The organism is Streptomyces sp. CB02980, from assembly GCF_014451325.2.
Classification (GTDB): domain Bacteria; phylum Actinomycetota; class Actinomycetes; order Streptomycetales; family Streptomycetaceae; genus Streptomyces.
The window spans coordinates 279,083-303,158 of record NZ_JACSCH020000004.1 but is presented as its reverse complement, the minus strand read 5'-3'; the positions used below and the strand labels follow the sequence as shown (position 1 = coordinate 303,158).

At 71.9% G+C, this 24,076-nt stretch carries 22 protein-coding genes and 2 tRNA genes; 10 read left to right on the top strand and 14 right to left on the bottom strand.

The window, feature by feature from the left end; genetic code table 11:
- Positions 1–3: 3 nt before the first annotated feature.
- A complete protein-coding gene (gene rsgA / locus E0F75_RS11585) occupies positions 4–1,017 on the top strand; it encodes a ribosome small subunit-dependent GTPase A (RefSeq protein ID WP_187622426.1) in 1,014 nt (337 codons plus the stop codon).
- A gap of 194 nt (positions 1,018–1,211) precedes the next feature.
- Positions 1,212–1,535: a multidrug efflux SMR transporter gene (locus E0F75_RS11580; RefSeq protein WP_187622425.1), complete on the top strand. Its 324-nt coding sequence runs from the start codon at positions 1,212–1,214 to the stop codon at positions 1,533–1,535.
- On the opposite strand, the gene E0F75_RS11575 is transcribed toward E0F75_RS11580, so the two are convergent.
- Positions 1,427–2,080: a TetR/AcrR family transcriptional regulator gene (locus E0F75_RS11575; protein ID WP_187622424.1), complete on the bottom strand. Its 654-nt coding sequence runs from the start codon at positions 2,078–2,080 to the stop codon at positions 1,427–1,429. The genes E0F75_RS11580 and E0F75_RS11575 overlap by 109 nt on opposite strands.
- A 121-nt stretch (positions 2,081–2,201) precedes the next feature.
- On the opposite strand from E0F75_RS11575, the gene hisN reads away from it, so the two are divergent.
- Both hisN and E0F75_RS11565 read left to right on the top strand, forming a co-directional pair.
- Positions 2,202–3,011: a histidinol-phosphatase gene (gene hisN / locus E0F75_RS11570; RefSeq protein ID WP_187622423.1), complete on the top strand. Its 810-nt coding sequence runs from the start codon at positions 2,202–2,204 to the stop codon at positions 3,009–3,011.
- Between the two features lie 183 nt (positions 3,012–3,194).
- Entirely contained in the window at positions 3,195–3,581 is a 387-nt protein-coding gene (locus E0F75_RS11565) for a cyclic nucleotide-binding/CBS domain-containing protein (protein WP_187622422.1), read from the top strand.
- 61 nt (positions 3,582–3,642) lie between these two features.
- Here E0F75_RS11565 and E0F75_RS11560 read toward each other — a convergent pair whose 3' ends face one another.
- Positions 3,643–5,094, bottom strand: a complete 1,452-nt coding sequence (locus tag E0F75_RS11560; RefSeq protein WP_187622421.1) for a catalase — start codon at positions 5,092–5,094, stop codon at positions 3,643–3,645.
- 131 nt (positions 5,095–5,225) lie between these two features.
- Here E0F75_RS11560 and E0F75_RS11555 point away from each other — a divergent pair, with 131 nt between their 5' ends.
- Entirely contained in the window at positions 5,226–5,645 is a 420-nt protein-coding gene (locus E0F75_RS11555; protein ID WP_187622420.1) for a Fur family transcriptional regulator, read from the top strand.
- 136 nt (positions 5,646–5,781) lie between these two features.
- On the opposite strand, the gene E0F75_RS11550 is transcribed toward E0F75_RS11555, so the two are convergent.
- The 4 genes from E0F75_RS11550 to E0F75_RS11535 all read right to left on the bottom strand — a co-directional run bounded on the left by E0F75_RS11550 (position 5,782) and on the right by E0F75_RS11535 (position 11,140).
- Positions 5,782–5,855, bottom strand: a tRNA-Met gene (locus E0F75_RS11550).
- A 72-nt stretch (positions 5,856–5,927) separates the two neighbouring features.
- Complete coding sequence (locus tag E0F75_RS11545) at positions 5,928–7,913, bottom strand: tetratricopeptide repeat protein (RefSeq protein WP_187622419.1); 1,986 nt, start codon at positions 7,911–7,913, stop codon at positions 5,928–5,930.
- A 204-nt stretch (positions 7,914–8,117) separates the two neighbouring features.
- Positions 8,118–8,191: transfer RNA gene (locus tag E0F75_RS11540), tRNA-Met, on the bottom strand.
- Between the two features lie 45 nt (positions 8,192–8,236).
- Positions 8,237–11,140 carry a UPF0182 family protein gene (locus tag E0F75_RS11535; protein ID WP_187622418.1) on the bottom strand — a complete coding sequence of 968 codons (2,904 nt, stop codon included), beginning with the start codon at positions 11,138–11,140 and terminating at the stop codon, positions 8,237–8,239.
- A 135-nt stretch (positions 11,141–11,275) separates the two neighbouring features.
- Between E0F75_RS11535 and E0F75_RS11530 the strand changes: the two genes are divergently transcribed.
- Positions 11,276–11,827, top strand: coding sequence for a PPA1309 family protein (locus E0F75_RS11530; RefSeq protein ID WP_187622417.1), 552 nt, complete (start codon positions 11,276–11,278; stop codon positions 11,825–11,827).
- Positions 11,828–11,896: 69 nt separating this feature from the next.
- On the opposite strand, the gene E0F75_RS11525 is transcribed toward E0F75_RS11530, so the two are convergent.
- The 4 genes from E0F75_RS11525 to E0F75_RS11510 form a co-directional block, all read right to left on the bottom strand.
- On the bottom strand, positions 11,897–12,985 hold the full coding sequence (locus E0F75_RS11525) for a PDZ domain-containing protein (RefSeq protein WP_187622416.1): 1,089 nt from the start codon (positions 12,983–12,985) through the stop codon (positions 11,897–11,899).
- 66 nt (positions 12,986–13,051) lie between these two features.
- Positions 13,052–13,186, bottom strand: a complete 135-nt coding sequence (locus E0F75_RS40710) for a hypothetical protein (RefSeq protein ID WP_374115399.1) — start codon at positions 13,184–13,186, stop codon at positions 13,052–13,054.
- Positions 13,187–13,501: 315 nt separating this feature from the next.
- On the bottom strand, positions 13,502–13,966 hold the full coding sequence (locus E0F75_RS11515) for a molybdenum cofactor biosynthesis protein MoaE (protein WP_187622415.1): 465 nt from the start codon (positions 13,964–13,966) through the stop codon (positions 13,502–13,504).
- 104 nt (positions 13,967–14,070) lie between these two features.
- Positions 14,071–15,180: an SDR family oxidoreductase gene (locus tag E0F75_RS11510; RefSeq protein WP_187622414.1), complete on the bottom strand. Its 1,110-nt coding sequence runs from the start codon at positions 15,178–15,180 to the stop codon at positions 14,071–14,073.
- A gap of 214 nt (positions 15,181–15,394) precedes the next feature.
- Here E0F75_RS11510 and E0F75_RS11505 point away from each other — a divergent pair, with 214 nt between their 5' ends.
- Positions 15,395–16,837: a zinc-dependent metalloprotease gene (locus tag E0F75_RS11505; protein WP_187622413.1), complete on the top strand. Its 1,443-nt coding sequence runs from the start codon at positions 15,395–15,397 to the stop codon at positions 16,835–16,837.
- On the top strand, positions 16,834–17,358 hold the full coding sequence (locus tag E0F75_RS11500) for an NUDIX hydrolase (RefSeq protein ID WP_187622412.1): 525 nt from the start codon (positions 16,834–16,836) through the stop codon (positions 17,356–17,358). The genes E0F75_RS11505 and E0F75_RS11500 overlap by 4 nt, the downstream gene beginning before the upstream one ends.
- Before the next feature lie 58 nt (positions 17,359–17,416).
- Here E0F75_RS11500 and E0F75_RS11495 read toward each other — a convergent pair whose 3' ends face one another.
- From E0F75_RS11495 to E0F75_RS11480, 4 genes are all read right to left on the bottom strand, one after another.
- Positions 17,417–18,172: an AIM24 family protein gene (locus E0F75_RS11495; protein WP_187622411.1), complete on the bottom strand. Its 756-nt coding sequence runs from the start codon at positions 18,170–18,172 to the stop codon at positions 17,417–17,419.
- A 19-nt stretch (positions 18,173–18,191) separates the two neighbouring features.
- Positions 18,192–18,872 (bottom strand): AIM24 family protein, encoded by a 681-nt coding sequence (locus tag E0F75_RS11490; RefSeq protein WP_187622410.1) that lies wholly within the window; start codon positions 18,870–18,872, stop codon positions 18,192–18,194.
- A gap of 14 nt (positions 18,873–18,886) precedes the next feature.
- Positions 18,887–20,551, bottom strand: coding sequence for a TerD family protein (locus E0F75_RS11485; RefSeq protein WP_187622409.1), 1,665 nt, complete (start codon positions 20,549–20,551; stop codon positions 18,887–18,889).
- A 176-nt stretch (positions 20,552–20,727) separates the two neighbouring features.
- A complete protein-coding gene (locus E0F75_RS11480; protein ID WP_187622408.1) occupies positions 20,728–21,303 on the bottom strand; it encodes a M48 family metallopeptidase in 576 nt (191 codons plus the stop codon).
- Between the two features lie 212 nt (positions 21,304–21,515).
- On the opposite strand from E0F75_RS11480, the gene E0F75_RS11475 reads away from it, so the two are divergent.
- Positions 21,516–22,655 (top strand): TOMM precursor leader peptide-binding protein, encoded by a 1,140-nt coding sequence (locus E0F75_RS11475; RefSeq protein ID WP_187622407.1) that lies wholly within the window; start codon positions 21,516–21,518, stop codon positions 22,653–22,655.
- Between the two features lie 68 nt (positions 22,656–22,723).
- Entirely contained in the window at positions 22,724–24,073 is a 1,350-nt protein-coding gene (locus E0F75_RS11470; protein ID WP_187622406.1) for an AarF/ABC1/UbiB kinase family protein, read from the top strand.
- Positions 24,074–24,076: the final 3 nt, after the last annotated feature.

The following is a 24,076-nucleotide window of genomic DNA, read 5'->3' as shown; positions in this document are numbered from 1 at the left end:
ACCATGCGGCGTTACGGCAAGCACACCGACGAGGACGACATCCGCCAGCGGCCCAACCGCAAGGGCACCCGTCCCCGCACCACGATCCGCCCGAAGCACGAGGACGCCGTCGAGGGCATGGTCCTCACCGTCGACCGCGGCCGGCTGACCGTCCTGGTCGACGACCGGGCCGTGACCGCGATGAAGGCGCGCGAGCTGGGCCGCAAGGCCGCCGTGGTCGGCGACCGCGTCTCGCTCGTCGGCGACCTGACCGGCGAGAAGGACACCCTCGCCCGGATCGTGCGGATCGGAGAGCGCAGCTCGGTGCTGCGCCGCACGGCCGACGACGACGACCCGTACGAGCGGGTGGTCGTCGCCAACGCCGACCAGCTGGCGATCGTCACCGCCCTCGCCGACCCCGAGCCGCGGCCGCGTCTGATCGACCGATGTCTGGTCGCCGCGTACGACGGCGGCCTCACCCCGCTGCTCGTCCTCACCAAGTCGGACCTGGCTCCGCCGGACGACCTCCTCGGCATGTACGGCGCGCTCGGTGTGCCGTACGTGGTGACCACGCGCGACGAGTTCGTGGACGGGGTCGCCGCCGAGCGGGTCCACGAGCACCTCAAGGGCCGGACCACCGCGTTCGTCGGGCACTCCGGCGTCGGCAAGACGACCCTGGTCAACGCCCTGGTCCCGCCGGAGCGACGCCGCACCACCGGTGTCGTCAACGCGGTCACGGGCCGCGGCCGGCACACCACCACCTCCGCGCTCGCCCTGCCGCTCAACGACAAGGAGGGCGGCTGGGTCATCGACACCCCGGGCGTCCGTTCCTTCGGCCTGCACCACGTCGACCCGTCCCGGGTCATCCTCGCCTTCCCCGACCTCGTACCGGGTACGGAGAACTGCCCGCGCGCGTGCAGCCACGACGAGCCCGACTGCGCGCTCGAAGCGTGGGTGGCGGAGGGGCACGCCGATCCGGCGCGGCTCGTCTCGCTGCGCCGGCTGCTCGCGACCCGGGAGCGGCGCGAGGGCGACTGAGCCCCCGACCCGCCCTCCCGAGTCACGCGTCCCGCAGTCACGCGTCCCGCAGTCACCCGTCCTGAGCACCCCGCCGAGCCGCCCGCGTTTGCGGGCTGCCGCGCCGTACACGTTTACGGACGACCACGGCCGGTAAGTGCATAATCGCACCAAGTGCGACGAAGCAGTCACCGACGGCGTGGGAGGCACTGACGATGGCGTGGCTGCTGGTGGTGGTGGCGGGCTTTCTGGAGACGGGGTTCGCGGTCTGCCTGAAGCTCTCGCACGGGTTCACCCGGCTGTGGCCGACGGTCGCGTTCGCGGCCTTCGCCCTCGGCAGCTTCGGCCTCCTGACGCTCGCCCTGCGGAAGCTCGACGTGGGCCCCGCGTACGCGGTGTGGACCGGCATCGGGGCGGCCGGGACGGCGATCTACGGAATGATCTTCCTCGGTGACGTGGTCTCCACGCTCAAGCTCATCTCGATCAGCCTGGTCGTCGTCGGCGTGATCGGGCTCCAGCTGTCCGGCTCGGCGCACTGACCGTCCGCCCGCCACCCCTCCAGGGAGGGGATCGTGGGCGCCACGACATGGCTGAGGGCCAGCCGGACGGCGAGTTCGCAGCCCACCGCCCACCGCTCCCCCGCGCAGGCCACGGTCGCCGCCACCAGTTCGCCGGGCGCGGGCGGCCCCTCGTCGGCGCGGCGCTGTGCGGGGACGGCCGCGGGGCGCGCACCGGGCCTGGCCGGCCGGGGTGCGGGCAGCCGCTCGTCCCAGGCACCGGTGAGCAGGGCCCGCAGCACGGGTCGGGAGGCGGCCCGGGTGACGATCCACTCGGCGACGAGGACCAGGTTCCGCTCGGGCGGGGCCGGGGCGTCGAGCAGCCGCCGGACGCCCTGGAGATAGGCGTCGGCCTCCCGGCGCACGAGGGCACGGGCGAGGCCCTCCTTGCTGCCGAACTCGTTGTAGAGGGTCTGCCGGGACACCCGGGCGGCCACGGCGAGGTCGGCCATGCGGACGGCGGACCACGACCGGTACGCGAGCGCGGCGAGCGCGGCGTCGAGCAGGGCCTCGCGGGCAGTCGGCATCGGCGTCTCCGGGACCGGGGAATCGTTTCCGTGCTCAGCGTCGGCAGGCGTCCCAGCACTGTCAAGGGGCGCCGGTGGACGGTTCTCCGCGCGGGGATCACACGGAGATAGAGTGCCGACCATGGCCGATTACCACGATGATCTGCGTCTCGCCCATGTCCTCGCGGATGCCGCCGACGCGGCCACCATGGACCGGTTCCAGGCGCTCGACCTCAAGGTCGAGACGAAGCCGGACATGACTCCGGTGAGCGAGGCCGACAAGGCCGCGGAGGAACTGATCCGGGGGCAGCTCAAGCGCGCCAGGCCGCGCGACGCGATCCTGGGCGAGGAGTACGGCGTGGAGGGCTCGGGCCCGCGCCGCTGGGTGATCGACCCGATCGACGGCACGAAGAACTACGTGCGCGGGGTGCCCGTCTGGGCGACCCTGATCGCGCTGATGGAGGCCGGGGAGACCGGCTTCCAGCCGGTGGTGGGCGTGGTGTCGGCCCCGGCGCTCGGCCGGCGCTGGTGGGCGGCGAAGGGCCTCGGGGCGTACACCGGGCGCAGCCTCGCCTCGGCGAGCCGGATCGGGGTCTCCAAGGTCGCCTCCCTGGAGGACGCCTCGTTCGCGTACTCCTCGCTGAGCGGCTGGGAGGAGCAGGGCCGCCTCGACGGTTTCCTCGACCTCACGCGCGCGTGCTGGCGGACCCGGGCGTACGGCGACTTCTGGCCGTACATGATGGTCGCCGAGGGCTCGGTGGACATCTGCGCGGAGCCGGAGCTGTCGCTGTGGGACATGGCCGCGGTGGCGGTCGTGGTCCAGGAGGCCGGCGGTACGTACACGGGACTGGACGGCCGGCACGGTCCGCACAGCGGAAACGCGGCGGCGTCGAACGGTCTGCTCCACGGCGAGCTGCTGAGCTACCTCAACCAGGAGAACGCGGAGGGCTGACCGCCCCGCCGCACCAGGTCGAACATCCGCGTTCGAGCGCCCTCGGCACTCCCCGGGGGCGCCTCGCGCGCCCCCTTGTCGGGCCCCTCCCCCGGTGCCACTCTGAGAGTCCCCCCACTTGTGAACTTGTGAATCGGTTCTCGTTGAAAGCGGGAACGTTTCACCAAGGAGGTGGCTCCGCCCATGCTCGTCCGTGACGCCATGAGCACCGTGGTCCTCACCATCGGCCCCGCACACACCCTCCGACAGGCCGCCCGGCTGATGGCGGCGCGCCACGTCGGCGCGGCCGTCGTCCTGGACGGGGACGCCGGGCTCGGCATCCTCACCGAGCGGGACATCCTCAAATCGCTGGCCCGCGACCAGAACCCCGACACCGAGACCGCCGACGCCCACACCACCCACGACGTCGTCTTCGCCGCCCCCACCTGGACCCTGGAGGAGGCGGCCGGGGCCATGACACACGGCGGGTTCCGCCACCTCGTGGTCCTCGACGACCACGGTCCCGTCGGCATCGTCTCGGTCCGGGACATCATCCGCTGCTGGATCCCGCTGCACAGCGTCGCGGGATGACGCGGGAACGGGCCGGAATCCGTACGGAAATCCGGCCCGCTCCCTCTTTCGGCAGGCGCCCTCAGCCGCGCAGGGCCTGGATCGCGGCCTCCAGCCGCTTGCCGAAGTCTTCGTCCGCCCGGCGGAAGTTGCCGATCGCCCGCTCGGCGATGTCGTCGCGCGAGACCTTGGCGATGAAGCCGGCCAGGTTGTCGACCAGGCGGCCCTTCTCGCCCTCCGACATCAGTCGGTAGAGGTCGCCCGCCTGCCTGAAGTCGTCGTCCTCGGCGTGGACCGCGGCGGCGTGGTTGCCGGTGCCGCCGGTGACCGGGGCGGACTGCCACAGCGGCCGGTCCGTCTGGGACGGGCCGCCGAAGGAGTTCGGCTCGTAGTTCTTCGCGCCCTTGTGGCGGCCGTCGTAGAGGAAGCCGTCACGGGAGTGGGTGCGCGCCTCGGTGGCGTGCGGGCGGTTCACCGGCAGGTGGCCGGCGTTGATGCCGACGCGGTAGCGGTGGGCGTCGCCGTAGGCGAAGAGGCGGCCCTGGAGCATCTTGTCCGGGGACGGACCGATGCCGGGCACGAAGTGCGCCGGGCTGAAGATGGACTGCTCGACCTCGGCGAAGATGTTCTCCGGGTTGCGGTTGAGCTCCAGCCTGCCGATCTCGATCGGCGGGTAGTCCTCGTGCGGCCACACCTTCGTGAGGTCGAAGGGGTTGAAGCGGTAGTGGGCGGCGTCGGCCGCGGGCATGATCTGGACCTGCACGGTCCAGGTCGGGAAGTCGCCGCGCTCGATGGCCTCGCGCAGGTCGCGCTGGTGCGAGTCCGGGTCCTCGCCGGCGAGCCGGTTGGCCTCGTCCTGGGTGAGGTTCTTGATGCCCTGGTCGGTCTTGAAGTGGTACTTGACCCAGAAGACCTCGCCCGCCTCGTTGTTCCACTGGAACGTGTGCGAGCCGTAGCCGTTCATGTGGCGGTACGAGGCGGGGATGCCGCGGTCGCCGAAGAGCCAGGTGACCTGGTGGGTCGACTCCGGGGAGAGGCCCCAGAAGTCCCAGACGTTGTCCGCCTCCTGCGAGCCCGAGTACGGGTCGCGCTTCTGGGTGTGGATGAAGTCGGGGAACTTGATGGCGTCCTTGATGAAGAACACCGGGGTGTTGTTGCCGACGAGGTCGTAGTTGCCCTCCTCGGTGTAGAACTTCAGCGCCCAGCCGCGCGGGTCGCGCACCGCGTCGGCCGCACCGAGGTTGCCCGCGACCGTGGAGAAGCGCAGGAACGTCTCGGTCTGCTTGCCGACCTCGGAGAGGAACGCGGCGCGCGTCCACCGCGAGACGTCACGGGTGAGCGTGAAGGTGCCGTAGGCACCCGCACCGCGCGCGTGGACCACGCGCTCCGGGATGCGCTCGCGGTTGAAGTGGGCGAGCTTCTCGAGCAGGAGCTGGTCCTGGACGAGGACCGGACCGCCGACGCCCGCCGTCTCGCTGTTCTGGTTGTCGGCGACCGGCGCGCCGGCCTCCGTGGTGAGCGGTCCCTGCGTCACGTGCGCCTCCTGCGTCCTGTCCTGCCCTGTCTGCCGTACTGGATCCTACAATGGACATTGTCTAAGTCAAGTGAACATCCAAAGTCACACCTGTTCGGGAACCCGAAGCCGCGACTGTTACCCTGGCCCCCATGAGTGACCTGTTGGAACGACTGCGCGGACGCGGCTGGCGGATGACCGCGCAGCGACGCGTCGTGGCCGAGGTCCTCGACGGGGATCATGTGCACCTGACCGCCGACGAGGTTCACGCGCGCGCCGTGGCGCGACTTCCCGAGATCTCGCGCGCGACCGTCTACAACACGCTGGGCGAGATGGTCACCCTCGGCGAGATCCTCGAGGTCGCGACCGACGGACGCGCCAAGCGCTACGACCCCAACGCCCACCGGCCGCACCAGCACCTGGTCTGCGGCCGCTGCGGCGCGATCCGGGACGTCCACCCGGCCGGCGACCCGCTGGCGGACCTGCCGGACACCGAGCGCTTCGGCTTCACGATCTCGAACGTCGAGGTCACGTACCGCGGCATCTGCCCGAGCTGCGCCACCACCGCCTGACACGGCTCCACGAAGAAGGCCCCCGCTTCGGCGGGGGCCTTCTTCATACCCATGACTGCACGACGAAAGACCCATGGATGCACGACGAAGGCCCGGATCCGATCGAAATCGAATCCGGGCCTTCGTTGCTACTGAGTAGCGGGGACAGGATTTGAACCTGCGACCTCTGGGTTATGAGCCCAGCGAGCTACCGAGCTGCTCCACCCCGCGTCGGTAAACCCGACTCTACGGGACGGCGCGCGACCAGCGCAAATCCATTGAAGGGCAGCCCTCACGCCACCGTCACGCGGTCAGCTCCTGATGCAGCGCCTCGCTCAGCCGCGCCGCCCGCTCCGCGACCTCCGCAGGACCCAGCTCCACCGCGCGGGCGCACCAGCGGCGCCCCTCGGTCAGCTCCCCGCGGCGCGCCGCGAGCAGCGCGAGCCGGAGCGCGGCGCGCCCGTGGCCGGCCCGGGCGGCCCGGGTCCACCAGAGGGCGGCCTCGCGCTCGCTGCCCTCACGGGCGAGCAGCAGCCCGAGGTTGAAGGCGCCGTTGCGGCTGCCGGCCTCGGCCGCCTCGCGGTACCAGCGGTCGGCCTCAGCCAGGTCGCCGCGCCCGGCGGCGAGCATGCCGACCCGCACCTGGGCACGCCGGTGGCCCTGCTGGGCCGCCCGCTCGTACCACTCCTCGCACTCGGTCTTCTCCTCCCGGGGCGCGCCGAGGACGGCCGGGCCCGGGTCGGGGCGACGCGCGTCGAGCACCGAGGCGAGCCGGAAGGCGGCCTCGGCGCTGCCGCCGCCGGCCGCGCAGCGCAGGTGCCGCTCGGCGGTGCGCTCGTCGCCGTCCCGGAGGGCGGCGATGCCGACCTGGAGGGCGGCCTCGGTGTGCCCGGCGGCCGCGGCCCGCTCGTACCAGACGAGGGCCGTACGGTCGTCGTCGCGGCCCGCGTGGAGGATGCCGAGGTTGAACGCGGCGTCGACGCTGCCGGCCTCGGCCGCCTTGGAGAACCAGGGCTCGGCGCCGTTGGCGTCGCCGGCCTGGAGGAGCAGCACGGCGAGCGCGTTGGCGGCCTCGCGGTGGCCCGCGTAGGCGGCCCGGCGGTACCACTGCTCGGCCTGCGGGATGCGGTCCTGGGCGGCGCAGAGCAGCCCGAGGTTGTAGGCGCCGTTCACATCGCCGGCGTCCATGGCGGCCCGGTACCAGCGCTCGGCGGTCTGCTGCTCGCCCCTGGCCGCGTGCAGCGCCCCGAGGGCGTTGGCGGCGTTGCCGTCGCCGTCCTGGGCGGCGCGCAGCCACCACACGGCGGCGCTCTCCTCGTCGCCCGCGTCGCGGAGCAGGAAGCCGAGCGCGCAGGCGGCCTTGGCCTCGCCCTCCTTGGCGGAGCTGAGGTACCAGCGGCCGGCCTCCTTGAGCTCGCCGCGGTGCTCCAGGATCGCGCCGAGGTGGAGTGCGGCGCGCCGGTGGCCGCGCGCGGCGGCCTGCCGGAACCACTGCTCGGCCTCGGTGGGCTCGCCCCCGGGCTCGCCGACGGCCCGCCCGGACTCGGTGTCGGTGCCCGTGGCGGCCGGGGCGGTGGCGGGCGCGCCGGTGGGCACGAGCGCGCCGGTGCCGGGCACCCGCAGCCGGGTGCCGGTGTCGTGCGGGCCGCGGGTGGTCTCGGTGGCACGGCGCTCCAGGGCGAGGGCGAGCCGGTACGCGGCCTCGCGGTGGCCCTGTTCGGCGGCGGCGCGCAGCCAGCGCTCGGCGCCGACGTCGCTGCGGTGCTCCAGGAGGTCGGCGAGGGCGTACGCGCCGAGGGCGTGGCCCTGCTCGGCGGCCTGGCGCAGCCAGTACTCGGCGGCGGGCTCGTCGCCGCGCTCGCGGTGGTGGCGGCCGAGGGCGTGGGCGGCGGGTGCGGAGCCGGCGACGGCGGCGACCCGCCACCAGCCGGCGGCCTCTTCGGCGTAGCCGCGCTGGTGCAGCAGGACCCCGAGGTTGTTGGCGGCGGCCCGGTCGCCCTCGGCGGTGGCACCGCGCAGATAGGGCTCGGCGCCGTCGAGGTCGCCGCGGCGCAGCAGCAGCGCGCCGAGCGCGCTCATCGAGGCGAGGTCGCCGCGCTCGGCGGCACGCCGGTGGCGGGCCTCGGTCTCGGTCTCGTTCTCGGTGTCGGCATCGGTCTCGGCGGTGGTGTCGACGGCCGCATCGACGGCCCCTACTGCCTCGATGATCTCGTCCGCGGCGTTCCTGGCATGCCGCTGCACAAACCGCCCTGTCTCCAACAGAGTTGCCCTGTCCCCCATAAATACCATCGTCGCACCACCCGCAACCCGAGCACACCTGGTATACCGCAGCCAGTGAGGTCACTCAGCGTTTTGTCGACATGCCCACAGAGAGACAAGTCAAACACGACTCACGCCAACTCGCCCCTTCCCTACCGCTCTTCGGGCCCCCCGCGCACGCCGACACACGACGAGGGCCCGGATCCTTATGGATCCGGGCCCTCGTCCTCTGAGTAGCGGGGACAGGATTTGAACCTGCGACCTCTGGGTTATGAGCCCAGCGAGCTACCGAGCTGCTCCACCCCGCGTCGGTAAACCAACCGTACCACGGTCGCGGGGTGGAAAACCTCAGGTCAGCCGCCTGATCCCGTCGTCTTGAGCTTCGCCCCGGCCTCGGCGGCCTTCTGGAGAGCCGCCTGGAGGTCCTCCTGGGCCTTGCCGTACGCCGCCCAGTCGCCCTTCGCCAGAGCCGCCTCGCCCGCGTCGTACGCCTTCTGGGCGTCCGAGATCGCCTGCTTGAGCGCGGCGTCGTTGGACGCCGGCGGCGGGTTGGTGGTGCCCGGCGGGGTCGTCGGCGAGGTGGGCGGCGGCGTGGTCGGCGCCTCCACCCCGAAGACCGCGTTGAGCGCCTTGGTGAGGTTGTCCTCGAACACCGTGGTGTCCTTGGTCGTGTCACCCTCCGGCTGGTCCGCGTCCACGTACGACACCGCGACCTTCTTCAGGAGCGGGTAGAGCGCGTTGCGTCCCTGGGCGTACACCGGCTCCACGTACAGGAACCCGCCGTCGAGCGGGACGGTCAGCAGGTTGCCGTACTGGATGTCGGAGTCGGCGCCCTTCATGTCCCGGACGAAGGTGGCGACGGAGGGCAGACCGTTGAGCTTGCTCTGCACCTGCGCCGGACCCGGTACGTCCTCGGTGACCCGCAGCAGTCTCAGCCGGCCGTACTCCTTGCTGGTGGCGTCGGCGTCGACCGCCATGAAGCCGCCCAGGTTGGGCCGGCCGCTCGGCGTGAACGTCGTCGTCAGCGAGAAGCGCTGCGCCGTGTCCCCGGGCATCTTCATGCTCAGGTAGTACGGCGGGACCGCGTTGCCGTCCTTGTTGGTCGGGTCGTCCGGCACCTGCCAGGCGTCCGAGCCGCTGTAGAACTGCGCGGGGTCGGTGACGTGGTAGCGGGTCAGCAGCTCCCGCTGGACCTTGAACATGTCCTGCGGGTACCGCAGGTGCTGCATCAGGTCGCCGTCGATCTCGGACTTGGCCTTGACCGTGCCCGGGAACGCCTTCATCCAGGTCTTCAGGACCGGGTCCTGCGTGTCCCACTGGTAGAGGTTCACCGTGCCGTCGTAGGCGTCGACGGTGGCCTTCACCGAGTTGCGGATGTAGTTGACCTGGTTCTGCTGGGCGACGACAGCGCGCTGCTGGTTGCCGACGGTCAGCGAGTCGGCGGTGGTGTCGCCGAGCGTGGTGCGCGAGGCGTACGGGTAGCCGTTGGTCGTCGTGTAGGCGTCGATGACCCACTGGATCCGGCCGTCGACGACCACCGGGTAGGCGTCGCCGTCGATGGTCAGCCAGGGCGCGACGGCCTCGACGCGCTCCTTGGGCGTGCGGTTGTAGAGGATCCGCGAGCCCTCGCCGATGGCCCCCGAGTAGAGGATCTGCGGCTCGCTGAACGCGACCGCGTAGGCGGCGCGGTTGAAGGTGCTGGAGAGGTTGACCCCGCTCTTGCCCTCGTAGCTGGTGGTCTTCTCGCCGTTCTCCTCGTAGTCCAGCTCCTTCTGCGGGCCGCCGACGATCGAGTACTGATCGGTCTTCTCGCCGTAGTAGATCCGCTGCTGGTACGTGCCGAGCATCCCCGTGGTCGGCAGGCCGGCCTCGGTGAAGACCGGGGAGCCGTTGGCGTCCGTCTGCGTGCCCGCGGCCATGATCGCGCCGTAGCCGTGGGTGTAGGTGAAGTGGTCGTTGATCCAGTTCCGCTTCGGGATGCCCTTGATGTTGAGCTCACGGAGACCGACGACGGTGTCCTTGCCCGCGTACCGGTCCACGTCCAGGGTGGTCGGGAACTGGTAGTACTTCCGCTTCTGCTCCAGCTGCTGGAACGTCGGCGACACGATGTTCGGGTCGAGGACGCGGTAGCTGGCCGCCGAGTCGGCGTTGCTGCGCAGCTGGTCCTTGGCCTTCACCGTCGACTTGCCCGAGTAGTTCTCGAGCTTCGTCTCGTCGATCGCGTACGCCTTGCGGGTCGCGTCGATGTTCTTCTGGATGTACTGCGCTTCCTTGGCCTGCTCGTTCGGCTGGACCTGGAACTTCTGCACGATGGCCGGGTACAGGCCGCCGATCAGGATCGCGGAGAGCACCATCAGGCCGAAGCCGATCACCGGCAGCTGCCAGGTGCGGCGCCAGAGCGTGGCGAAGAACAGCACGGCGCAGATCGCGGCGATGCAGAACAGGATGGTCTTCGCCGGCAGGTAGGCGTTGGCGTCGACGTACCGCAGGCCCGTCCAGTTGCCGGTGGCCTTGAAGTCGCTGGACTTCACGGCCAGGCCGTACCGGTCGAGCCAGTACGCCACGGCCTTCAGCGCCACGAAGACACCGAGCAGCACCGAGAGGTGGCCGGTGGCCGCGGCGGTGGCCCGCGCGCCCGGGCTGGTGATCCGCAGCCCGCCGTACAGGTAGTGCGTGAGCGCGGCGGCGATCAGCGACAGGACGACGGCGGCGAAGCCGAAGGCGAGCAGGAAGCGGTACCAGGGCAGGTCGAACGCGTAGAACGACACGTCGAGCCCGAACTGCGGGTCCTTCTCGCCGAACTTCACGCCGTTGACCCACATCAGCCAGGTGCGCCACTGGCCCGAGGCGGAGGCGCCGGCGATCAGCGCCACCAGGGCGGTGACCGCGAGCAGCACCCACTTCTTGAACGGGGCGAGTCCCATCCGGTACCGGTCGAGGCTCTGCTGCTCCAGCGACATCGCGCTGAGCGGCGGCCGCAGCCGGTACGCCAGCCAGATGTTCAGGCCGACGGCGAGCCCCATCAGCAGACCGAAGACGGCGAAGAGGCCGATCTTGGTCCACAGCGTGGTCGTGAACACGGACGAGTACTTGACCGAGCGGTACCAGAGCCAGTCCGTCCAGAACCCGGCGAACATCACGAACGCCATGGCCAGAACGGCCAGCACCCCGAGTGTCATGAGCAGGGTACGGGCCCGCCGGGACGGCCGGCCGACTCTCATCCTTGGCCCGGACGGGCTACCGCCGCGGTCCGGCATCTGGAAAGCCAACGTGCGCCCCTCGATGTTGATGCGTCTGAAAGCAGGCCCAGCGATCGTAGAGCCCAATGGTGCAACTTACTGAGGCTTTACCTAGTTCCCGTGTTCAGGGGAAGAGGAGGCAGGATGTTGGTCATGTCCAACGTTTCCCCCTCCGGCCCGGCAATGGCCGCGAGCCCCCTCACCCGCGCGGTACTCGAGATCGACGAGTACGCGGCGGGCCTCGGCTGGGACCAGCCGGCCCGTCTGTTCGCCCTGGTCGACACCGCACGGCTGCGCGCCAAGGAACCTGCGCTCGCCTCCCAGCTGGGCCTGGGTGACGATGCCACCGCCTACACCCCGATCGAGCAGGACAAGCTGCCGCGCGGGAAGCCCCTCGACGAATTCCTCGGCACGGTTGCCTGGCCGGCGGGCGTGGCCGGCTGCGCCATGACGGTGGAGCGGCTCATGCTGCCTCCGTCGGCGGAGGCCCAGGTCCCGCAGGGCCTGAACGAGAAGCAGCTCGCCAAGTGGGTGGCCGCCCACCCGGACCGCCAGGAGGTACGGATGACCGTGGCCGTGTTGCGCGGCGGTGCCCGCGAGGCGGCGATCCGGCTCCGCGAGAAGGACACCGCGACCGAGGTCCTGACCGGCCCCGACCTGGTGCCGGGCCTCGCCGAGGCGCTGGCGGCGACCTTCGAGAGCTGACCTCCGCACGACAGCGGAAGGGGCGCCCGGTCGGTGACCGGGCGCCCCTTCTCACGTACGGAGGCGGACTCAGCCCTTCGAGCAGCTCGGCAGGGACTTCGTGTCGCCCGCGCGGAGCTTCTCCAGGGACTTCGTGGCGTCGTCGATGGTGTCCACCTTGACGAGGGTGAGCCCGTCGGGCGTGTCCCTCGCGGCGTTCTCGCAGTTGTCGGCCGGGGTGAGGAAGTACTGGGCACCGGCGTTGCGCGCGCCGACCAGCTTCATCTCGATACCGCCGATCGGGCCGACCTTGCCCTCGTCGTCGATGGTGCCGGTGCCCGCGACGAAGCGGCCGCCGGTGAGGCTCTCGGGGGTGAGCTTGTCGACGATGCCGAGCGCGAACATCAGCCCGGCGCTGGGGCCGCCGACGTCGGCCAGGTTGATGTCGATCGTGAACGGGAAGACGTGGTCGGTGCCGGCCTGGATGCCGACGACGGCCCGGTCGCCCTCCTCGGACGTGGTGGTCGTGATGACCACCTTCCGGGTGACGGTGGGCTCCTTGCGGGCCTTCTCGGCGGCGGCCGCCTCCTTGGCGGGGACGATCGTGAACTCGACGTCCTGGCCGGGCTTCCGCTTCACGACCTGCTTGGCGACATCGGCCTGCGCGGTGATCGCCACCCCGTCGACGGCCTTGATCACGTCACCGGCGTGCAGCTTGCCCTCGGAGGGCGAGCCCTTGATCACGGTGCCGACGACGACACGGGAGACGACCGGGATGTTCAGCTCCTTGAGGGCGGCCACCTTGGCGCTCTCCTGGGACTGGCTGAACTCCTCGGCGTTCTCCTGGCTCGACTCCTCCTCGGTCTTGCCGTCCGGGTAGAGGGTGTCGTGGGGCACCACCACGTTGTCGTGGGCCAGCCAGCCGTACACGGCCTCGACGGCGTTCATCTTGTAGTCCGCGCTCGTGACGCGGACCGTCGTCATGTTGAGGTGCCCGTCGGTCGGGTAGGTCTTGCGTCCCTCGATGTGCAGGACGGGCTCTCCCCTGGCCTCGCCGAGGGTGTTGACCGTGGGGCCCGGGCTCATCTCCGCGTACGGCACCGGGATCAGGACGCCCGCGATGAGCAGGCAGATCAGGACCAGGGTGGAGGCGAGCATCGTCGCGGTGCGGCGTGGCATGGAACGACAGTACGGGACTCGCCTGTGGGTGCACCCCTGGGGCGGTCCGTACGAGGCGGGCCGGCGTCAGCTCGACGGCGAGGTGGCGGCACCGCCCGCGGCGGCGGCCGGCTCGCGCTCGGCACGAGCGGAATCGGGGGTCGTGGTGTGGGCGCGTTCCATCGCGTCCCGGAAGCGTGCGTAGCCGGCGAGTTCGGCCACGTCACCTATCGTCTTGTTCCTCGAAGCCCAGCTTCCCCATATCGCCGCGCCGACGACTGCGAAAAGCGGAATCAGCAACCAGGCCAGCGCTGCCATCCCGACCTCCCATCCCCAGTGAGTTGATCAGCAGACTCTGTCATCTGTGAGGTCAACGCTCGCGCCTGGGGGGCGGTTACGCAAATCGGGCGTTCGGCTACGCCCTGTCGGCGCGTCGGCTTGCCGCCGCGACACGCACGGGTGGCGGGTTTCAGCAGGCCCCCACCCTCCCCCAGCCTTCGGCCGGGGGGGGACCCCCAAGCCAGGGGGTGGCGGGCTTCAGCAGGCCCCCACCCACTCCTCTGTGCCGTCCGAGAAGGTCTGGTGCTTCCAGATGGGGACCTCGTGCTTGAGGTCGTCGATGAGCTTGCGGCAGGCCTCGAAGGCCTCACCGCGGTGCGGGCAGGAGACGGCCACGATCACCGCGATGTCGCCCACGGCCAGGTCGCCCACCCGGTGCACGGCGGCCAGCGCGCGGACCGGGTGGTTGGCGACGACCTTCTCCGCGACCCGGCGCAGCTCCGCCTCGGCCGTGGGGTGGCAGGAGTAGCCCAGACCGTCGACGTCGGCGCCGCCGTCGTGGTTGCGCACGGTGCCCACGAAAAGCGTCGTGCCGCCGGAGGCGTCGTCCCCGACCGCTCGGAAGACCTCGTCGAGGGAGAGCGGGGTCTCCCGGATCGCGAGGAGCTTGATCGGATCGGCGGCGGCCTGCTCGCCGGGGTGGTCAAACGACGTCGGTGCCATGCGTCCATCGTGCCGTACGCGCGCGAGATCCCGGAATAGCGGTTTCGACCGGTGGTCGGCGGCCTCCGTAGGAGGGTCCTACAGGCTGACGCGCCCCTCCCCGGTCAGATCCCGCGCCGCTTCCGCATCTGCCGGACGAGCGCCGCCGTACCGAGCAGGGCCACCGTCGCACCGGCCGCGCCCGCCGCCGTGGCGTCCTTGCGGCCCAGCCGACGGCCGGCGACCGTGTGACGGCCCTCGACCTCCTCCAGGAGCGCCGCGAGGACCTCCTCGTTCGTCCACTTCGGCCGCCAGCCGGCGTCGTGCAGGCGTCCGACACTGACCACCCACGGGTGCATCGTGTAGGCGAGGTCGCCCGCCGGGGACGGGGTGAGCCCGATCCGGTGGAGCCGCGCCGCGGCGCCGAGGGCGACGGCCGAGGGCAGCTCCATGCGCCGGATCCCGGAGAGCTCCTCGACCTCCTCCTGCTCCAGCCAGCCCTCGCAGCCGACCGCGAACTCCCCTTCGACCTTCTCGAGGGCCGCGTACTCCAGGGCGCTGACCAGGTCCTCCACGTGGCAGAACTGCCACGTGGGCCGGGAGCCGGCGACGACGAGCAGCCGGGGCGACTCGAAGTAGCGGGTCAGCGCCGTGTCCGTACCGCCGATGAGGACGGCCGGGCGGACCACGGTGACGTTGAGGCCGGGGTGCGCGCGCGGGGCCCGGCGGCCGAGGCGCTCGATCTCCAGCATGTCGCCCACGCCGGTGGCCTCCGCCGTGGCCCTGAGCTCGGCGTCCTCGGAGAGCGGGATGTCGTTGTCGGGCAGCGCGCCGTAGACCATCGCGGAGGTGCACAGCACCACCCGGTGGACCCCGGCGGCGGCCGCGGCGGTCAGCACGGTCTGCGTGCCGCGCACGTTGTAGGCCGTCCGGGCGGCGGGGTCGGTCTCCAGGTCGAGATCGACGGCGAGGTGCACGACGACGTCCGCGCCGCGCAGCTTCTCGGCGATGGCCGGGTCGCGCACGTCGAGGATGTGCCACTGCGCCTCGGCGACCTCGCCCCGGCGCTCGTCGATGGCGACGACCTTCTTGATCTCGTCGGACGCGGCGAGGCGCCTGGTCAGCAGGTCACCGACACCGGAAGCGGCACCGGTGACCGCGACGACGGGGCCGCGCGCGGCGGACCGGGTTGAGAGGTTTCGCGCTCCGCGAACCTGTGGATCTGGGGAACTCACCGGGCGTCTCCAGCGGTTGTCTTCAGTACGTACACGGATGACGCGTACGGACCAGGTGGCGTCCATCCTGCCGCAGGGCACGGCCCGGCGGAGCACCGAGCCCATTTCCGGCCCGGATGTCTACGCTGGTGGTGTGCGGGGCCTGTCTGGACAGGCCCTGGTCGGGCAGTCGCCGTCGGCAGGAGGCCGGCGGCCCTACGAGCCGAGGAAACCTGTGAGTGACACCCCATTCGGATTCGGCCTTCCGCCGGAGGAGCCGGAGAACGGCGACGAGGGCAAGAAGAAGGACCCCGCCGGAGGTGGCCAGGGGTCCGGGGGCCAGGGCGGCGGCAATCCGTTCGGGGCGAACCCGTTCGGCTTCGGCGGGCTGCCCGGCATGGGCGGGCTGGGCGGTCAGAGCGGAGCGGACAATCCGTTCGCGGCGATGTTCGGCTCGCTGAACCCCAACGATCTCGGTGCGGCCTTCCAGCAGCTCGGCCAGATGCTGAGCTACGAGGGCGGTCCCGTCAACTGGGACATGGCCAAGCAGATCGCGCGCCAGGTGGTGGCCCAGGGCACCGCGGACGGCACCAAGGACGCCAGCGTGGGCCCGGCGGAGAAGGCAGCGGTCGAGGAGGCCGTGCGCCTCGCCGACCTGTGGCTGGACGGCGTGACCTCGCTGCCCTCGGGCGCGAGCACGGCCGTGGCGTGGAGCCGCGCGGAGTGGGTCGAGGCGACGCTGCCGGCGTGGCAGCAGCTCGTGGACCCGGTCGCCGAGCGGGTCGGCTCGGCGATGGGCGACGTCCTGCCGGAGGAGATGCAGGCCATGGCGGGCCCGCTGATCGGCATGATGCGCTCCATGGGCGGCGCCATGTTCGGCCAGCAGATCGGGCAGGCCGTCGGCGCGCTCGCCGGTGAGGTCGTCGGCTCGACCGATGTCGGTCTGCCGCTCGGGCCCGCGGGCCGGGCCGCGCTGCTGCCGCTGAACATCGAGGCCTTCGGCAAGGACCTGGGCGTGCCCTCCGACGAGGTGCGGCTCTACCTGGCGCTGCGCGAGGCCGCGCACCAGCGTCTCTTCGCCCACGTGCCGTGGCTGCGCGCGCATCTGTTCGGCGCGGTCGAGGGGTACGCGCGGGGGATCAAGGTCGACACCTCGAAGCTGGAGGAGGCGGTGGGCCAGCTCGACCCGACGCACCCGGAGCAGCTTCAGGAGGCCCTCCAGCAGGGCATGTTCCAGCCGGAGGACACCCCGGAGCAGAAGGCGGCCCTGGCCCGTCTGGAGACGGCGCTCGCCCTGGTCGAGGGCTGGGTGGACGCGGTGGTCCACGAGGCCGCCAAGTCGCGCCTCACGTCGGCGGACGCGCTGCGCGAGACGCTGCGCCGGCGCCGGGCCTCGGGCGGTCCCGCCGAGCAGACCTTCGCCACGCTGATCGGTCTCGAGCTGCGGCCGAGGCGGCTGCGGGACGCGGCGCGTCTGTGGGCGTCGCTGACCGACGCGCGCGGGGTCGACGGCCGTGACGGCCTGTGGGAGCACCCGGACATGCTGCCGACGGCGACCGACCTGGACGACCCGGACGGCTTCGTGCACCGCGAGCACCTCGACTTCTCCGAGATCGACAAGATGCTCGGCGAGGCTGCCAAGGGCGATGCCCCGGAAGACGGGGACGGCAAGGAGTGACTCTGCACGACGACGCGGTCCTCGTCCTCAAGGGGTACGAGGACCAGCCGGAGCTCCGCGACCTGTATCTGGCACACCTGGACGCGCATCCGGACGGCATGTACAAGCCCTGTGGGGCCGGGCATCTGACCTCCAGCGCGCTGGTGGTCGACCCGGCGCGCGGGCGGGTGCTGCTGACCCTGCACAAGAAGCTGGGCATGTGGCTGCAGATGGGCGGTCACTGCGAGGCGGGTGACGCGACGGTCGAGGCGGCCGCGCTGCGGGAGGCCACCGAGGAGTCGGGGATCACGGGGCTGACCCTGCTGCCGGGCGGCCCGGTGCGGCTCGACCGGCATCCGATCCCGGCGCCCTGCCACTGGCACCTGGACGTGCAGTACGCGGCGCTGGCCCCGGCCGGTGCGGTGGAGCAGATCAGCGAGGAGTCGCTGGACCTGCGCTGGTTCACGTACGAGGAGGTGGCGGGCGTGGCGGACACGTCGGTGGTCCGTCTCCTGGAGGGCACGCTGGCGCGGCTCTCGTAGGGCACGCACGCGTGAGGGGCGGTCGGCATGCCGACCGCCCCTCACGTCCGTCCGGTGCCTAGTTCCAGGCGTTGTTCTGGTTCTGGGCGTGGGAGCCGTGCTGTCCGGCGCCGAACTGGGCGGCGATGCCCTGGCCGATGGCCGCGTTCTGCGGGGGCATGACCTCGCTGGGCTGGACGAGCGCGAAACCCTGGCCGAGGAAGCTGAGTTCCCAGCCCTCGCCGGTGCTGCCGCGGCGGGTGCGGACGCTGGAGCTGTGCGTCTGCGCCTGCATCTGGACGCGCAGCCCGGTGGACCAGGCGACGATGGCGTCCGCGTCGACGCTCACGTACTTCTCGGGCGTGACCTGCATCATCAGCGGCTGCCCCGAGGTCATCAGGGCGACCCGGCCGCGGCCGGAGATGTTGAGCTGGTACTTGCCGGTGCCGGAGACGCCGTACTGGCTGTCGACGGCGATGACCTCGGTGTGAAGGGTCGAGTCGAGCGCCAGGACGTAGGCGCTGTCGACGGTCAGGCCCTCCTGCTCGACGTCCACGACGTGGACGTACTGGGCGAGGTTGGCGAGGTAGACCGTGCCCTGGCCGGAGCAGCGCATCAGGTCGAGGCCCTCACCGGTGCGGGCCTGGGCCCGGCGCTGGCCGGGGGTCTTGTACTCGCCGTCGAAGTCGACGAGTCCCTGGTACGCGACCATGGCGCCCTTGCGGGCCAGGACGTCGTCCTGCCCGGTGAGGCTGACCCGCAGGAGCTGCGGGTTCTGGATGACGTACCGCTCCTGGCTCTGCTGTTCGGCGTGGTTGAAAAGCGGGCTCTGCATGGTGTGTTCTCGCTCCCCCTCAGCCCCGGACCCGGAGGCGGTCGGTGCTGTCCTCGCTCGGCTGTACGACGACGATGCCCTGGCCCGAGAAGGCCATCTGGAATGCCTCGCCGCTGCCCCGCCCGATGAGGGAGGACGCCTTGAAGCTGCGCTTGCCCTTGACCTTGAGCGACGGCGACCAGGCGACGAGCGCGTCGGGGTCGACGTACGTCTCGTCGTCGCCGCGGCCGCAGTCGACGACGATCGGGGTGCCGCGCGAGGTCAGGGCGACCCAGCCGGTGCCGGCGATCTCGACGTTGAACAGGCCCTGACCGGCGAACTTGGCGAGTCCCTTGACCCGCTCGACGCCCCACTGGAGGTGCGCGTCGAAGGCGAGCAGGTTGGTGCCGTTGACCGAGAGCGAGTCGTTCTGCAGGTTGATCACGACGACGTCGGCGCCGTAGTCGGCGAGGTACAGCAGTCCGTCGCCGGAGCACTTCATGATGGGCGCGCCCTCGCCGGTGACCCACTGCTGGGCGACCTGGCGGGCGGCGGGCGGGTTGGGCTCGTAGGTGATGTAGCCCTCGTAGGAGACCATCGAGCCGGTCCGGGCGTAGAGGTCCTGGCCGGAGGCCATGGCCACCTGGAGCATGGCGCGGCCGTGGTTCTCCATCCGGGCCGCGACGGGGGTCGGGGCGTAGCCCGCGAATTGCTGGTTCATGACTTCGGGCTCCCTCAGACCTCGTAGGGCTGGACGACGATGAAGTTGCCGGGGGCTCCCCGGAACTGGAGGTTCACGGTCTCTCCGCTGTGGCCGGGGTAGGCGTTGCGGCGGAGCCGCACCTGGCTGGAGAGGATGACCTGGGACGCGGACGACCACGCCACGACGGCGTTGCAGTCGGCGAAGGTGGTCGGCGTGACGGGCAGCACCACGGGCACGCCGTGGGTCTTCACGACGACGGTGCCGGTGCCCTGGAACTGCATGGTGAACAGGGCGCCGCCGGGGATGCCGTGGCCTTCGATGCGCCGCACCTCGTACTGCAGGGACTCGTCGAACGCGAGGACGTTCTCCGCGGAGACGCAGATGCCGTCGCCCTGGAGCTCGATCGGGTGCAGGTGGGCGCCCTCCTCGGCGAGGAAGAGCTGGCCGCGGCCGGTGCAGCGCATCAGCTGCATCTCCTGGCCGGTGGCGTTGCCGACGATCCGGCCGGTGAAGCCGGCGCCCTTGTGGGAGAAGTCGACCTTGCCCTGGTACATGACCATGGAGCCCTGCCGGGCGAGCACGGGCATGCCGCCCATGGCCAGGTCGACCCGCATGAGCTGCTGGTTCTGCGGGGTCCAGCGGGCGCCGGTGGGGGTCTCCTTGTACGGCGCGAGCGCGGCGGCGAGGCCCGCTCCGGTCGCCGGGACACCCTGCGGGACGCCGGGCTGCTGACCGTACGACGGCTGCTGACCGTACGGGGCGGGGGCGGCCTGGCCGTAGCCGGGCGCCGGCGGCTGCTGACCGGGGTACTGGCCGGGCGCCTGCGGCGGCACCTGGCCGGGGTACTGGCCCGGAGGCTGTCCCGGGACCTGGCCGTAGGCGGGAGGCTGCTGCCCGTACGGGGCGGGAGCCGGTGCGGGCGGCGGGACCGGGGCGGGCGCCATCGGCGCCACCATGGTCGGCGCCGTGTGCACCGGCTGAGCGGGCGGCACGGGCGCGGGTGGAGCCGGCGGAGCGCCGAACGCGGGGGCGGGAGCCGGTGCGGGCGCCGGGGGCGCGCCGAAGGCGGGCGCGGGCGCCGGGGCCGCGGGGGCGCCGAACGCCGGGGGCGCCGTCGCCTGCGGCGGCGGGGCGAAGCCGGGCGCGGCCTGCTGCTGGGCGGGCTCCTCCTCGGCGACCTCGCCGCCGAAGTTCCTCAGGAGCGCGTCGAGGCCACCGTCGAAGCCCTGGCCGACGGCGGCGAACCGCCACACGTCCTTGAGGTAGAAGTCGCCGAGCATCACCGCGCGCTCGGTGGTGAACTCCGCGCCGGTGAAGGCGTACCGGGCGACCTCCTCGCCGCCCGCCACGATCCGCAGGTGACCGGGGCCGACCTGCGACATCTGGCCGGCGCCGTCGATGGTCGCGGTGAACGACAGCTTGTGGATGTCGGCGGGGATACGGTCGAGAGTCACGCGGAAGGACTCGGTGTCACCGGACTGCGCCCCGAGCAGCTGGACGGACTCCTCGGGCGTCTTCGGCTGGTTGAAGAAGACGAAGTAGCGGTCGTCGGAGAGCCGCTCGTCCGCGTCGAGTCCGAAACAGCTGATGTCGAAGGTCAGTCCGGGGGCCGCGATCTGCACACCGATGTACAGATCGGTACCCGCGGTGAGATCACTGATCTTGGCCTTGTGGCCGCGTTGGAATTCCCTGCCCATGCGTAACGACCGTCCCCCATCCCGAATGGCGAATGCTCGCGCCAGGCTAGCCGCTGAGTGCGACATTGAGACAGCGCAGGTCGTTTTCGGTACGGAATCGGGAAACCCCGGTCACGCGCGCGTACCGCCGGGATCACTCCCCGCGAGCGGCCGGGGCCCCTCGCAAGCGGACGGAGTCACTCCTCGCGAGCGCCCGGGAGGTGCGGCAGGCGCTCGGCGGCGACCACGCCCTCCAGGTAGCCGCGGGCCCGCTCGGTGCGGGGATACGCCTCCAGGAGCCGCCAGAACCCGGGGCCGTGCCCGGGGACGAGCAGATGGGCCAGCTCGTGCAGGAGGACGTAGTCGACGACGTACTCGGGCATGCCCTGGAGCCGGTGGGAGAGGCGGATGCTGCCCTCGGAGGGGGTGCAGGAGCCCCAGCGGGTGTTCTGGTTGGTGACCCAGCGCACGGAGCTGGGGCGGGCCCGGCCGCCGAAGTACTGCTCGGACAGCCGCAGCGACCGCTCGGTCAGCTCGCGGTCCCCGAGGACGCTGCGGCTCTCCTGGGCGGCGAGTTTGTCCAGCATCACGCCGACCCAGCGGCGCTCCTCGGCCTCGGACATCCGGGCCGGGATGAGCACGACGGTCCGGTCGCCCTCGCGGTAGGCCGAGACGGTTCTGCTCCGTCGTGGGCTTCTGCGGACCTCGACCGCACTCGTCCCCGCACCGCGGTGCGGCTTGTCGGTCACGCTGCGCTGTGGGTCGGCGGGCACGGCCCCGACGTTACCCGCTGTCAGCGGGGGAAGTCCCGCCTCCGGGGTGGTTTCGGCAACGATCCGCTCACACCCCACACGATTCGAATGATTAATCCCCTCGCCTGTGGACAACTTTCGGCGACCGTCACGGCGGCGGGGCATTCTCGACTCGGCGGCGAAAGGCCGTTGTCGATCATGAAGCTGTCGATCATGAATGGGGGGCGGGGGAAATGCATCCGATGGTGAAACCGGCGCTGCGGCGCGCCTGGCGGAGTCTTCGCAGCGTGCAGTTCGGGGTCACCCCGGCGCACGCGGTGGTGCTCGACCCGGTCGACCAGGCGACGGGGACCCTGCTCGGGCTGCTCGACGGCACCCGCGGCGCCGAGCTGCTCCGGGCCGAGGCGAGGACCCTCGGCCTGCCGTCCGGACGTCTCGACGCGCTGCTCGGGCGGCTCGAGTCGGCGGGACTGCTCGCCGACGCCTCGACCGGGCGGCCGGGGAGGACCGGGCCTGTGGTCGGCGCGGTGGACACCGCCCTCGATCCGCTCCGCGCCGATCTCGCCTCCCTCTCCGTCGTCCACCCCGGGCCGGAGCGGGCGGTACGGACCCTGGCGGCCCGGCGGGCCGTGCGCGTCCAGGTCCGGGGCGCGGGGCGGGTGGGGTCGATGGTGGCGGTGCTGCTCGCGGCGGCGGGCGTGGGCGGGGTCGAGGTCGTCGACTCGGGCCGGGTCGAGCCCTGGGAGACGGCCCCGGGCGGACTGCCGGCCGAGGCGGTCGGCGAACGCCGGGCGACGGCGGCCCGCCGGCTGGTCGGCCGGTGGCGGAGGTCGCGCGGCCCGGGCGGACCGGGTGAGGGCTCCGGCGGCGTCGGGCTGTCACTCGTCGTGGTGACGCCGCGGGACGGTCTCGGCGCGTACGTCCCCGATCCGCTTCCGGCACAGCGGTGGGTCACCACGGGGACCCCGCACCTGTACGCCGGGGTCCTGGAGGCGACGGGAGTCGTCGGGCCGCTCGTCCTGCCGGGCGGCACGGCGTGCGCGCGGTGTCTTCAGGAGGAGCGGACGGACCGGGAGTCGGACTGGCCCCGGCTGCTGGCCCAGTGGCGCTCCGGCGCCCGCCATCCCCTGCCCGCCTGCGACCTGGGTCTCGCGACGGCGGTGGCGGGTCTCGCCGCCGCGCACGCGCTGGCCTTCCTCGACGGGGATCTCCCGGCGAGCACCGGTACCCGCTGGGAGACGTCGCTGCCGCTGTTGGAGTGGCGGGCGGAGCGGCTGAGACCCCATCCGGCCTGCCCCTGCGGGGCGGCGCGCGGCGGAGAGGGGGAGCGTGCCTCCGCAGCCGGAGGCGCGCAGGACACAATGGCGGGGTAACGGCCCTGCGCGGCACGGCAGGGGTAACCGCCCTGCGCGGCACGGCAGTCTGGGTTTTGGAGGGGCGTATGTCTGATCTTCCCCGGAAGGCGGTCACCCGGACCGCCAAGTTGGCGGCGTTGCCGCTCGGCTTCGCGGGCCGGGCCACCTGGGGCCTGGGCAAGCGGATCGGCGGGAGATCGGCGGAGCTCGTCGCCCGCGAGCTCCAGCAGCGCACGGCCGAGCAGCTGTTCAAGGTGCTCGGTGAGCTCAAGGGCGGGGCCATGAAGTTCGGGCAGGCGCTGTCCGTCTTCGAGTCGGCCCTTCCCGAGGAGGTGGCCGGGCCCTACCGGGCGGCCCTGACGAAGCTTCAGGACGCGGCGCCGCCGATGCCGACGCGCACCGTGCACGCCGTCCTCGAGGAGCGGCTGGGCACGGAGTGGCGGGAGCTGTTCCTGGAGTTCGAGGAGAAGCCGGCGGCGGCCGCGTCGATCGGGCAGGTGCACCGGGCCGTGTGGCACGACGGGCGCGAGGTCGCGGTGAAGGTGCAGTACCCGGGCGCCGGGGAGGCACTGCTCTCGGACCTGACGCAGCTGAGCCGGTTCGCCCGGCTGCTCGGCCCGCTGATCCCGGGGATGGACATCAAGCCGCTGATCACCGAGATGCGGGACCGGGTCTCGGAGGAGCTGGACTACGCCCTGGAGGCGGCGGCCCAGCAGAAGCACGCGGAGGAGTTCGCGGACGACCCCGACGTACTGGTGCCGGCGGTGGTGCACCGGGCGGATCAGGTCCTGGTGACCGAGTGGATGGACGGCATCCCGCTCGCGGAGGTGATCGCGGACGGTACGGCGGAGCAGCGGGACCGGGCGGGCCAGCTCCTGGCCCGCTTCCTCTTCTCGGGCCCCGCGCGCACCGGTCTGCTGCACGCCGATCCGCACCCGGGGAACTTCCGGCTGCTGCCGGGTGCCGGCGAGGACGAGGGACCGGAGGGCTGGCGGCTCGGGGTGCTCGACTTCGGCACGGTGGACCGGCTGCCGGGCGGGCTGCCGGAGACGATCGGCACCTGTCTGCGGATGACGCTGGAAGGTGAGGCCGAGACCGTCTACGAGCTGCTGCGGGCGGACGGCTTCGTCAAGAAGTCCGTGGCGCTCGACCCCGACGCGGTCCTGGAGTACCTGCTGCCGATCATCGAACCGGCGGAGGCGGAGTCCTTCCTCTTCACCCGCGGCTGGATGCGCACCCAGGCGGCCCGCATCGCCGACCCGCGCTCCCCCGCCCACCAGTTGGGCAAGCAGCTCAACCTGCCGCCCTCGTACCTGCTGATACACCGGGTGACGCTGAGCACCATCGGGGTGTTGTGCCAGCTGAACGCGACGGTGCGCCTGCGGGCCGAGCTGGAGGAGTGGCTGCCGGGCTTCGTGGCGGCCGCCTCGGACTGACGG

Excerpts from the sequence above, each read along its gene's own strand:
- hisN (WP_187622423.1), top strand. The coding sequence starts at position 2,202 with ATGGCCGATTACCACGATGATCTGCGTCTCGCCCATGTCCTCGCGGAT.
- E0F75_RS11545 (WP_187622419.1), bottom strand. The coding sequence starts at position 7,913 with ATGGTATTTATGGGGGACAGGGCAACTCTGTTGGAGACAGGGCGGTTT.
- E0F75_RS11470 (WP_187622406.1), top strand. The coding sequence starts at position 22,724 with ATGTCTGATCTTCCCCGGAAGGCGGTCACCCGGACCGCCAAGTTGGCG.
- E0F75_RS11580 (WP_187622425.1), top strand. The coding sequence starts at position 1,212 with ATGGCGTGGCTGCTGGTGGTGGTGGCGGGCTTTCTGGAGACGGGGTTC.
- E0F75_RS11535 (WP_187622418.1), bottom strand. The coding sequence starts at position 11,140 with ATGCCGGACCGCGGCGGTAGCCCGTCCGGGCCAAGGATGAGAGTCGGC.
- rsgA (WP_187622426.1), top strand. The coding sequence starts at position 4 with ATGCGGCGTTACGGCAAGCACACCGACGAGGACGACATCCGCCAGCGG.
- E0F75_RS11475 (WP_187622407.1), top strand. The coding sequence starts at position 21,516 with ATGCATCCGATGGTGAAACCGGCGCTGCGGCGCGCCTGGCGGAGTCTT.
- E0F75_RS11490 (WP_187622410.1), bottom strand. The coding sequence starts at position 18,872 with ATGAACCAGCAATTCGCGGGCTACGCCCCGACCCCCGTCGCGGCCCGG.
- E0F75_RS11565 (WP_187622422.1), top strand. The coding sequence starts at position 3,195 with ATGCTCGTCCGTGACGCCATGAGCACCGTGGTCCTCACCATCGGCCCC.
- E0F75_RS11555 (WP_187622420.1), top strand. The coding sequence starts at position 5,226 with ATGAGTGACCTGTTGGAACGACTGCGCGGACGCGGCTGGCGGATGACC.
- E0F75_RS11495 (WP_187622411.1), bottom strand. The coding sequence starts at position 18,172 with ATGCAGAGCCCGCTTTTCAACCACGCCGAACAGCAGAGCCAGGAGCGG.
- E0F75_RS11515 (WP_187622415.1), bottom strand. The coding sequence starts at position 13,966 with ATGGCACCGACGTCGTTTGACCACCCCGGCGAGCAGGCCGCCGCCGAT.
- E0F75_RS11485 (WP_187622409.1), bottom strand. The coding sequence starts at position 20,551 with ATGGGCAGGGAATTCCAACGCGGCCACAAGGCCAAGATCAGTGATCTC.
- E0F75_RS11530 (WP_187622417.1), top strand. The coding sequence starts at position 11,276 with ATGTCCAACGTTTCCCCCTCCGGCCCGGCAATGGCCGCGAGCCCCCTC.
- E0F75_RS11525 (WP_187622416.1), bottom strand. The coding sequence starts at position 12,985 with ATGCCACGCCGCACCGCGACGATGCTCGCCTCCACCCTGGTCCTGATC.
- E0F75_RS11575 (WP_187622424.1), bottom strand. The coding sequence starts at position 2,080 with ATGCCGACTGCCCGCGAGGCCCTGCTCGACGCCGCGCTCGCCGCGCTC.